Raw genomic sequence first — 10961 nt, 5'->3', positions numbered from 1 at the left:
TGGGAGGATTGTCCGTATGACGTGGATGGTTGTAGATGTCTTCTGAAGAAGTGCGTCCGCGTGTGCCTGGCACAGTGCGTCGCCGTATCGCTGCCGCTGTAGTCAGCTTTGCAACCGTCGCGGTGGTGACAGGAATGTTCACGACGCCGGTGGTTGCCGATTCGCCCAAGACGGTTCGGGTGGGAGCGTCGTCGAGCGGACTGACGCTCGACGGACAGCCATGGTGGCCTACCGGGCTGAATGCTTATCAACTGGCCACTGATTGGTCGGTGAACTTCGGCTGTGGCGCCATGGTCGATCTCGATGCCTACTTCGGTTCTCTGCCACCGAACTCCGTCACGCGTTTCAACGCGTTCCAGGCGCTCGCGGTGAACAAGGTGTCCGGGGAGATGGATTTCGGCCCGATGGACGCGGTGTTCGACGCTGCGGCGCGACACAATCAGTTCACGATTCCGGTGCTCTCACCCCAGGACAGCGGGTGTGATGACGGGCTGTTCAAATCCAGGGACTGGTACACCGACGAGTGGAAGGTCGCGAACCTGATCCCAGGTCGAGCCACCATGAGCTTCCAGGACTGGATGCACACCGCCGTCGACCGTTGGAAGAACGAGCCTTCCGTCGCGGCGTGGGAATTGGTGGGGGAGCCGGAGCCGAGCCTGTGTACCGATGCCGCCTGCAATTGGTGGACAAGAACGTGCCCGTCTGATTCCGCGCAGGTGTTGCGGGAGTTCTTCGACACGGCAGGCGCCGAACTTCGGGCGATCGATCCGAACACCCTGATCACGGCCGGATACGTCGGGGGCGGTCAGTGCGGCACTGCGGGTGACGACTACCAGTACGTGAGCGAGTCCGACTTCGTCGACGTTCTGCAGTATCACGACTACGGAGCAGACGGGGTTCCGCTTCCGGGCGACCAGTGGAACGGACTGGCGCGTCGCATCGAACAGGCGGCGAACGTCGGGAAGCCGTTGTTGGTCGCCGAGACAGGCGAATTGGCAGGCAGTTGTGAATCACTGGCGACCAGAGCCACGAATATCGAGACGAAGCTGACGGGGCAGAAGGTGGCCGGTACGGCCGGAGCTCTCCTGTGGGCATTCGTGCCGGATCCACGGCCGAACGAATGCACAATGGATATCGGGCCTGACGATCCACTCTTCGACGTGATTGCTTCACTGGCAAGTTAGGACACTGCTAGTAGTCCACTGGGAGTTCCATCCAGTGGGAGTATGGTCACGATTTGATAACAACCTGAATCTGGTGTTGTGGCGTGATGACCGTATTTCGTTCGTATTCAATGGTATTCAGTGGCATTCACCTGTGGATAACCGAACTTGAAGACGGGTGAAGTCGCACGGGACCATCGATGCGACGCTTCCAGGACCTACGTCCGGGTCGGCTGGGGACGGTCCGGTTGAGGCGCTGAGTTCGGAAGTTGTGTCGTACCTGTCTCTTTGGTCAGTTGCTACGTCCCGCCGTGGTCAACGTCGAAATACGATCACAACCGTTCGCCGCGGTAACGGGTAGTGCGCGGAGTGCGGCGCGCCCCTCGTGGAAGTGACATCGAGGGGTGGTGTGTAGCTCTCGCGCGCAACGAATTCCGAGTTCGAGTCAACTTGCGGCGGCATCGGCCGCCCGGTAGACCTTGTGCGCAGGCTGTACATGCGGTGTGAGCTTCGGTCGTCGAAATGAGGGGACGACCGCTGCATGCGCGTAACGGTAAGTGTGTGAAACATCGCGTGAGCGGAGAGGTGAACGATGACTGGGTGCGCTGAACGGCCTTTCAAGACTGCTGTGGTTCCGGCTGCCGGAATGGGGACTCGTTTCCTCCCGGCCACCAAGACGGTTCCGAAAGAGTTGCTCCCCGTGGTCGATACACCCGGGATCGAGCTGGTCGCCAGCGAAGCGGCGCAAGCAGGCGCGGAACGTCTGGTGATCGTCACTGCGCCGGGCAAGGCATCGGTCGTCGGGCATTTCGTCGAGGACCTGGTGCTCGAGGGCAAGCTCGCCGCCAGCGGGAAGCACCATCTACTCGAACGTGTGCGTCGGGCTCCGGGCCTGATCTCGGTGGAGCCGGTTGTGCAAGAGTCTCCGCTGGGATTGGGACACGCTGTCGGTCTGGTCGAATCGGTGCTGGATGCGGACGAGGACTCGTTCGCGGTGCTGCTTCCCGACGATCTGGTCCACCCCTGCGGCATTCTCGACGCGATGGCGAAGGTACGTGCCGAGCGTGGTGGTTCTGTGCTGTGCGCGTTCGACGTCGCGCCCGATCGTGTTGGGGCCTACGGAGTATTCGACGTCCAAACACCTGTGGAGGGCAGCGATCCCGATGTGCTTGCCGTCATCGGCATGGTTGAGAAGCCGGCTCCTGAGGATGCTCCGTCCACTCTCGCCGCGGCCGGACGATACCTTCTCGATCGCGCCGTGTTCGACGCGCTCAGACGAATCTCACCCGGGCAGGGTGGCGAACTACAACTGACGGATGCGATAGCGCTGTTGATCGCGGAGGGGCATCCGGTTCACGTCGTCGTCCATCACGGAACCCGCCACGATCTTGGTAACCCGGGAGGCTTTCTGCGAGCATCTCTCGACCATGCGCTCAGTCGCACCGAGTACGGACCGGAGTTGCGAGTCTGGCTCAAGGAACGATTGGATCAGCCGGATCCGCAGCTGACCTACTGACTTGCAAGGCTATGCGACGCGGAGCGTCTCGCCAGCTCATCGAGGAGATCTTGCGTGCTGAGCGACGACAGCGAAATCGGCTTGTCGTCCAGACCCGACTCGTCAGGTGTCATGTAGCCCGCCGCGACAAGAATTTCCTGGACGTGGACGTCGAAGACGCGGCAAGCAGTTCTGATCGTGTCCTGCGTGGGGGGGCGTTTCGCGGACAGCCACCGACCGAGTTCGGAGGGGCGTATTCCCAGCGCACGCGCAGCATCGGCTACGTCAGTTTCTTGGCGAAGTTCCAGTTGATGCTTCACCCATTCCGAAAAACCGCTCATACCGGTCATAGTGCCTGAGTGCTGCGCGGTAAGCCAGCGCCGTCTCGACACGTAAGGCGCTCGACGGCTGATCTGTGATCATTCGGCAACCAATCACCGCAGTTCTCGCGTACCGGTAGTTAAGTTTTGTGACTGGATTGTGTGTTTACCGCAACCATCTAGCTGTGCGTTTTCCGGTGAAACCCGAAATCGGGTGAAATTGTGGGTGAGGCGGATCAGTAGACATAACTCACACCTGTGTAGAACGTGAGGGTTGCGTTGTCACGTGTTCAGACCGTGGAAGGTTTTTTCCCAGTAGGACGGGTTGCGAATCAATTGGTAGGTCCCCTTGATCGCCGCGATGCTCATCAGCACCCAATACAACGGAGCAGTCAGACAGGCGAGGAGGAGCATCGCGTTTCGCGTTTCTCGGCACGCCACGAGGTTCATGTAGAGAACAGCGGCATTACCGAATGCCAGAGAGATCAACGCGGGGAAATAGACATAGTTGGGGAAGACCTGGTGGATCACTTCAGGTTGTCCGAGAATCCAGTCCAGACTGATGAGCCAGAACACCATGTTCAAAGTGGCGACCAAAGGTGTGCCGGCCATGAGAATCGTGAATCGGAGAAAGCCGATCGGACCCAATCCTCGCCATAATTTGACGGGTTGGCGCATGTGGACGAGCCACGTCTGCAAATAGCCCTTGTACCAACGCGAGCGCTGTCTGATCCAGTTGATCGTGTCACTGTTGGCTTCTTCGAGCGTGGTGGAATTCAAGACCGCGGTGCGATATCCGCTCTCTGCAATCCGCACGCCGAGGTCCGCATCCTCCGTGACATTGAAAGGATCCCACGCCCCGATCTCGTCGAGGACGCTACGGCGTAGGTGATTCGAGGTGCCGCCGAGAGGAATCGGTGAATTGCTCCGCATCAATCCAGGAAGGATGAAGCTGAACCACAGCGCGTAATCGGCGGTGAACCACGCGGTCAACAGGTTCTGAGTTCCGTTGTGGAATGCAAGTTTGGCCTGAACACAAGCAGTGTTCTCGGGAAGTTTCGCGAAAGTTGCGACTACTCGACGTAATTGGAGTGGGTCGGGGGAATCCTCGGCGTCGTAGATCGTGACGATCTCGCCCGTCGAGAAATGCAGACCGTAGTTGCATGCTTTCGGTTTGGTTCGTGGATCGGCCGCGGGCACCTTCAGAATGCTGACGACCTCGTCCACACCGGCGGCAAGTGCAGCTTCGATAGTGACGGCGTCGTCTTCCTCCAGTAGGAGAAGGACTTGCATCTTGTCTGCCGGATACTCGATCGCTCGCATGGCTGCGATGAGGTCGCCGACGACTTCAGGCTCGTTGTATGCGGGGACCAGAATGGTATAGGTGGGAAGGTCGTCGTATGAAAAAGCAAGTGCCTCTTCGTCACTGATCGTCATGATCGAGGACGCATCGAGACCCCTCGTGAACAAGATCAGACGGTCGACCATCGCCCAGATGTATCCAATGGTGCAGATCAATGTCAGCGCGATGAGAGTCGGGACGAGGAAGAACACGAGGCTGACGACGACCAGCGCAAAGCCTGCCAACAACGTATTTCGCTGCCACGGATAGAAGGCCACGGAGGCGGATGAGATCGGATGGCGCTCGCGTAGACCGTTCACTGCATCGTGCAGGGCGGCCTCGCGGTACTCCGCTGTATCCGGGTCACCGCTGACCACGACACTGTTGGACTGGCTTCGGTTTGCGTTCACCACGTCTGAGCCTCCACGAGTAGTCGAGCGAGTGCTTCGAGCATGTCCAGGTCCTTGTACTCGGATTCGGTGTCTTCGGTCGAGGTTTCACCACGCAGTAGAACGGCGAGGGTATTGCTACCGTTGGACGCCATCGACGGCTTCGGTTCGGGGAAGTAGGCGTCGGGTTCGTGATTGTCGACGCTGATCAGGCTGACTCGTTGCGCTGCTCCGTCGCCCCGCGTCCAGACGAAATTGAGATTGCTCCATGTGAGAAGGAGAGCGTCGTCGACGATCGTGTACATCTCGGCGACGATCCCGTGCGGCAGCTCCAGCGTGACCGTCGGGCTGACTCTCGCGTTCTCCAGGTCGTAGGTGGTCTTGCTGGGATACACGGCGAGCGTGGAGGGTCGACGGACCTGGACGACGTCAATCTGTACCGTGCGAGGCCGCATCTGTGAGTCCCAAGCGGGATTCGGAGTGTCGGCCCGAATGGTCTGACGACTCAGTTCGGCGGTGCTGCCGAAGTAGCGACGGGGCCAGTCGTATTCGGATGCTCCAATCTGATGCCAGCCCAGCGGAACGACAAGTCGAGGATCCGCAGTAGCCGGGGGCGGACCGACGTTGACGGTCAAACTTGTCGATGGCAGCGGCGTGAAGAACATCAGCACTGCGGCGGCAAACACCGCGAGGATGGTCCAGTTGCTTGTGGCTGTCGAAGGCTTTCGGAGTGGTCGGTCGAACGGTTTGAGCGACTTACCCCGGCGTTCGTACAGATAGAAGGCACCGCCGACGACGATTGCGGTTCCGAGTGCCGGAAACAACTGCACGGCGAAAAGCGGAGCAGCGGGATACGTCTGAATCGTGAAGTAGAGAATCACCACACCGAGCACCGTCGCGGCGACGAAGGCGATCGCCCCTCGCCTCCACGTTCTACTGACGGCGATCGTGGTCGCGGCAGACGCGACAAGCACCATGAGGACGCTGTAGTCGAAACGAGTTCCGCCCATTTCGGTCGCGATGGCGCGGTAATGCAGCGGCGCCAAGATGATCGGGACCACCCAGATTGCCCAGTACCGATTGACCGGACGGAGGCCGAACATCAGAACCGCTGCGCTCCAGACGAATACCCAGGCTGCGATGACGTCGATATGCATCAGTTCGTAGGTCTCGGCGAAACGCGGTAGCAGGAGCGCTTGAAGTCCCAACGCGACGAAGAGACCGATGCAGCCGACTATCTTGTCGGTCTCACGATCGTGAATCGGAAGCTCCGGGCCGCGCCTCAAGTCTGTTCCGACGGCTGCAACCAGGCACAAGAGCGGTAGAGCGAAGACGTAGCCGATGGCAGTTCCGCTGGCCGTGCTCTGCCAAAGCTTGGTCCAGGTGGGCCAAAATGCAAAGATCGTGGCGAGCGCGATCATCAACCACCGCACTGCGAGTCGAGGAATGATCCCGGACTCGGAGCGGATCTCACGAATCTTCAACATTTCCAGTTCCATTCGCTTACTACCCGACATCTGCGTGCGATTCGAGGCTGCGCACCGCTGGGGACTGCCGACCATCGCCATCGGTCCGGCGCCATATGCAGACATTACTTGATCGAGACATATCGCCCTCGCCACGTCGAAGCGCCAGTCCCCGAGCAGTCCGGCCGGAACGTCTCACATGCTCACATCTCACATAGTGGGAAGTTTGAAATCTTTTTTTCGGTACCCAGTGCGGGTCTGGGTTGGCCGGATGGCATGGCGGGATTTCGGGTCTGCCGAATTACTCCATATCGAAGGGCAATTCACTTGCGAATTGCAGAAAGTTCAATCAGGTCCGGCGGATTCGACCTACGGGGACATAGGTCCCCGGCGTGCAGGGACGGTTCTCGGTTGCGTGGATTCGGGTCCAGTTACCCATGCGAAAGAACCGTGGTCAGCAGTGAGAGGCAATGTCCGCTTTGTGAGCTATTGCAGTCGTCGGGACCTAAGCCCTCGACGTTTCCGCGGATTTACTCAATAGCTGAACTATAGCTACTAACTGGTAACTACAGCGTAAATGGCACCGTGACATTGCGGCGATTGAACGTGAACGATCGTCCAACAATCTTTGGGTGTGTGCTGGGAAGAAAAATTGCCGGTTAGAGTCTTGACCTGCAACATTATTCGAATTGAACTCCGGCCTTGGAGATGTTCTCATAGTACTCACGCGGCACGTGCAATGCCTCCGGATTATCGAGTTGCAATGTTGCCGATACCTAAGCGGAACATTTGCTCTTCTCCATCTCTAGCTGTGCCTGAAGCATTCGGGTGCAAACGGGAAATTCCGAAGAACGGTCGGGGCCTGGCGGCTCGCAAACGGGAAGGTTGGTCAGATGTCGGCATTGGACATGTCCATGGCGCCGTCGCTCGGGTATCGGCGTCCGCGCATCGTGCCGGACTCCCGTGCGGAGTTTTCCTCGCGTGCTGCGTGGCAGCATCGATACATACGTGCTCTGGCAGTGACGGATTCGCTGATTGTCGTAGCGGCGGTTTCGGCTGCGCAGTGGCTTCGATTCGGCGCCGCGCCGACCGCCGTCGACGCTCGTGAGCTCGGGCAGTTCAGCTACACCGGTTTGTCGATCGGCGTGGTGATCGCGTGGCTGGCGACGTTGCAGATATTCAGGACCAGATCTGCGAGTGTGATCGGAAGCGGTCCTGAGGAGTATCGGCGAATCCTGGTGTCCGCGATGAGATTGTTCGGCGTCATTGCGATAGTAAGCCTTCTGCTTCGTCTCGATATCGCCCGGCTCTACCTCGCATTCGCGTTCCCTGTCGGCCTTCTCGCGCTACTGGTGAGCCGTTGGCTCTGGCGTGGGGTGATCGTGCGAAGGCGTACTCGCGGTGAGTGCCTCACATCGGTACTGGTGGTGGGCAGCAAGGATGCCGGCGCTGAACTTGCACGAAACTTCGAGCGGGGTAGCGCAGACGGTTTCCGCGTGGTCGGAGTGTGTGTGCCGGGGTTCCTTCGGCGCGCGGACGAGTCCATCGCAGTCGACGGGCGTGACATACCGCTCCTCGGTGGTGAGACATCGGTAGTCGAAGCGCTGGAACTTGTCGGCGCAGACACCGTTGCCGTGACGGCAACCGAACATCTCGGCTCGGATGGCATCCGTGCACTTGCCTGGGATCTGGAATCGCGGGACGTAGATCTGGTCGTTGCGCCAAGTATCGTCGACGTGTCGGGGCCGCGCCTGTCGATGCGGCCGGTGGCCGGTCAGCCTTTGATACGCGTCGAGCGACCGAAATATCATGGTGCGCAACGCTTTGCGAAATCGTCGTTCGACGTAATTTTCGCGTCATTGTTACTGGCAGCAATTGCACCTGTTCTCCTGGCCGCGGCTCTGGCGGTCAAGCTCTCGAGCCCGGGCCCGGTGTTGTATCGAGCGGAGCGAATGGGACTGGACGGCAAACCATTCCCGATGCTGAAGTTCCGTTCGATGGTCCAGAACGCAGACTCACAGGTGGAGTCGTTGATGGCCCAGAACGACGGCGCCGGTGTGCTCTTCAAGATGCGCGACGACCCGCGCGTTACACCGGTCGGGCGCTTCTTGCGCCGTTACTCGATTGACGAGCTGCCACAGTTCGTCAATGTTCTTCGGCGCGAGATGAGCGTGGTCGGCCCCAGGCCTCCGCTTCGCCGCGAGGTCGAGGCCTACGACGGAACTGTCAGTCGCCGACTTCTTGTCAAGCCGGGGATTACAGGATTGTGGCAGGTCAGTGGACGATCGGACCTTTCTTGGGAAGAGACTGTACGACTGGACCTTTCGTACGTCGACAACTGGTCGCTGATGGGTGATGTATTGATCGTCGGCAAAACGTTGAAAGCGGTGTTGGCCAGCGACGGTGCGTACTGAGACGTGAATGCGGATTCGGGACCGACTTCAGTTCGTGATGTTCTCGGTGGAAAGGCATAGCTCCCCTTGATCTTTCGTACGTCGACAACTGGTCGATGACGAGCGAGAACACGATCGTCGCGAAGGTGCTCAAGGCGATGTTGGGAAGTGATGGAGCAAATTGACCAGGAGAAGTTTGTGTCGGAACCGCCAAAGTTGAAGTCGTTGCTTGTTGTGGCGCCCTGGTTGGAAGGTGGGGGTGCACAGAAGTCATTGTGCGGGTTATTGCGCGGGCTTACCGACACACATACGACCGTGGTCACTTTGTTTGCAGGATGCCGAGACTTCAACGAGGTTGCGGACCTCGCAGACGAGTTCGTCATGCTCGACTATCCAAGGAGTCCTGGCGGACTGGTCGGAGCCAGTCGAGCCATAGCAACACATCTACAGCATTCGGATGTGGTCTATTCACTGATGAGGGGTAGCCATGTCGCACTCGGCGTTTCGAGTTTGCTCAAACGTCTTCCGGGTGAGCTGATTGCGACCTTCCATCAGTTGCCGAGTGCGGATGAAACTGGCGTTTTCTCCCTGGTCGAGAACATGCTCGTTCGCAAAGCACTTCGGCACGCAAAGCTGATCACCGCGCCTTCGGAATCAGCCGTGAGTCAGATTCGTCAGCGACGCTACGGACCGCACGCTCGGCTTGTTTACGAGCCGAACTTGATCCGAGTTGACTCGAGAGAAACCATTCGTCGTGAATCTTCGGGGGCACCGCTACGGCTCCTGGCCTGTGGCCGTCTATCCAAGCAGAAGGGCTTCGATCGTATTCCCGAACTGCTGTCAGATATCGAGATTCCGTGTGAAATAAAGATCTTGGGATCAGGACCGGAAGAAGAAGACCTGAAACGGCGGTTCGGCAGTACGAAGTCTTCTTCGCATACGGTGGAACTAGTAGGACGCGTCGATGACGTTGTGCCCTATCTGGATTGGTCAGACGCGGCATTTATGCCCAGCCGAAACGAACTCAACCCTGTGTTCGTATGGGAGGCGTGGGCGCGCGGCCGGCCGGTTGTTGCTGCCGATCTACCTGCATTCGAGGATCTGCGAACCTCCGGGCCGGTGCTCACATTTACCGGCGCGGCCAGCCTTCGGTCCGCCCTCGGCGTCGTATCGAGTGACGAGTACCGAGATTTCGCCTATTCAATGGGTTTGCAGGCGTCCCGAACCATGACGACCAGGAGTGAGATCGTTGCCCGAATACAGTCGTGACCACCCGCGCATCCTGGTCATTCACGCATACAGTGCTCAAAACTCCGGCGACCGGTTGCTGGTGGAGGAAACACTCGAATTGCTGAGATCGGTGTGGCCGGATTCTGTCGTCGACGTGATTGCCACTGATGCCGAATCGTTCCGTCACCATCCGATGGCGGATCATGTCAAGTTTCATCAGTGGACGTCGGCATGGATTCCGAACCCGAAAAAGAAGGCATCCGTACGTGTTTCCATGCTGGCCAGTACCGTCACCGGCGGGCCGGCACCTGTCAGGATACTGTTCGAGCAAGCGGATTTGATAGTCGCTGTCGGGGGCGGATACCTTCGGGGTTCGTCCGTTTCCGAGGCCCTGAAAACTGCGGGGGCGCATTTCGGTCAACTCGATCTTGCCGCACGAAGTCGTGCGCGTAAGATCTATCTGCCGCAGAGTATCGGTCCGTTCCCGAACATTCTCCGTCGGCGTATCGCGAGTTCGCTGAAGGCGATGGATCAGGTGCTCGTTCGTGACGATCGATCACGGGAATTGTTCGCCGACCTGACCAATGTCGAACGAATCTCGGATCTGGCGGTTCTCAAGATGGCGGAGGTCCGTACACCTCGTACTATCGAGATCACGCATGGCCCGGTAGTCGTGGCACGTGAGCTGTCCCGCCCTGGATCCTACGAGAACACTCTGTCCGACTTGGCTCGGTCAGATCATGTTGTATGGGCGATTCAGTCCACCGGTGGCGGAAACAATGACACTCCACTCACCGTCAAATACTCCTCGGGAACCCCAAAGCCATTGCAGCACTATCTGGAGAGCGCGGAGAATCGCGTCGTTGTCAGTACACGCCTGCATGGATCGTTGTCTGCATTGCTCGCCGGAAAGCCGAGTGTGCACCTGGGCTACGAACGAAAATCATGGGGAGCATTTCATGATCTGGGGTTGGAACAGTACGTTCTCGATGCCCGACGGACTTCGGCAACTCGCGTTCTCGACGCGGTGGAATCGATACGAGACGATCCAGCCACTTACTGGCGCCTGATCGATTCACGCATCGAGGCCGTCGCGTCCCAGAGGGAACGCCTACTCGGCTCCCTGGCTGTGCCATGCCACCTGCCGACGGCTGGCCAATGAC

At 58.9% G+C, this 10961-nt stretch carries 8 protein-coding genes; 5 read left to right on the top strand and 3 right to left on the bottom strand.

Features of this window, described 5'->3' with window-relative positions; all coding sequences use genetic code 11:
- Positions 1-35: 35 nt before the first annotated feature.
- Complete coding sequence (locus AC1Q6C_RS19150; RefSeq protein ID WP_054187559.1) at positions 36-1184, top strand: cellulase family glycosylhydrolase; 1149 nt, start codon at positions 36-38, stop codon at positions 1182-1184.
- Positions 1185-1755: 571 nt separating this feature from the next.
- Positions 1756-2679 (top strand): UTP--glucose-1-phosphate uridylyltransferase, encoded by a 924-nt coding sequence (locus AC1Q6C_RS19145; protein WP_007726597.1) that lies wholly within the window; start codon positions 1756-1758, stop codon positions 2677-2679.
- Here AC1Q6C_RS19145 and AC1Q6C_RS19140 read toward each other — a convergent pair.
- The 3 genes from AC1Q6C_RS19140 to AC1Q6C_RS19130 form a co-directional block, all read right to left on the bottom strand.
- Positions 2673-2999, bottom strand: coding sequence for a helix-turn-helix domain-containing protein (locus AC1Q6C_RS19140; RefSeq protein WP_228232489.1), 327 nt, complete (start codon positions 2997-2999; stop codon positions 2673-2675). The two genes, AC1Q6C_RS19145 and AC1Q6C_RS19140, sit on opposite strands and share 7 nt — an antisense overlap.
- Before the next feature lie 261 nt (positions 3000-3260).
- The gene (locus tag AC1Q6C_RS19135; protein WP_412770926.1) at positions 3261-4733 is read right to left on the bottom strand and encodes a glycosyltransferase; all 1473 of its coding nucleotides are present in this window, start codon (positions 4731-4733) and stop codon (positions 3261-3263) included.
- Positions 4727-6196 (bottom strand): hypothetical protein, encoded by a 1470-nt coding sequence (locus AC1Q6C_RS19130; protein ID WP_228401969.1) that lies wholly within the window; start codon positions 6194-6196, stop codon positions 4727-4729. Before AC1Q6C_RS19130 ends, AC1Q6C_RS19135 begins: the two co-directional genes overlap by 7 nt.
- A gap of 872 nt (positions 6197-7068) precedes the next feature.
- On the opposite strand from AC1Q6C_RS19130, the gene AC1Q6C_RS19125 reads away from it, so the two are divergent.
- From AC1Q6C_RS19125 to AC1Q6C_RS19115, 3 genes are all read left to right on the top strand, one after another.
- Positions 7069-8589 (top strand): sugar transferase, encoded by a 1521-nt coding sequence (locus AC1Q6C_RS19125; RefSeq protein WP_007726602.1) that lies wholly within the window; start codon positions 7069-7071, stop codon positions 8587-8589.
- 150 nt (positions 8590-8739) lie between these two features.
- The gene (locus AC1Q6C_RS19120; RefSeq protein ID WP_007726604.1) at positions 8740-9837 is read left to right on the top strand and encodes a glycosyltransferase; all 1098 of its coding nucleotides are present in this window, start codon (positions 8740-8742) and stop codon (positions 9835-9837) included.
- On the top strand, positions 9818-10960 hold the full coding sequence (locus AC1Q6C_RS19115) for a polysaccharide pyruvyl transferase family protein (RefSeq protein ID WP_007726608.1): 1143 nt from the start codon (positions 9818-9820) through the stop codon (positions 10958-10960). Before AC1Q6C_RS19120 ends, AC1Q6C_RS19115 begins: the two co-directional genes overlap by 20 nt.
- Position 10961: the final 1 nt, after the last annotated feature.

Source organism: Rhodococcus sp. MT28, assembly GCF_058792695.1.
The sequence above is the reverse complement of the archived record's forward strand: the minus strand, read 5'-3'. Positions and strand labels throughout refer to the sequence as shown.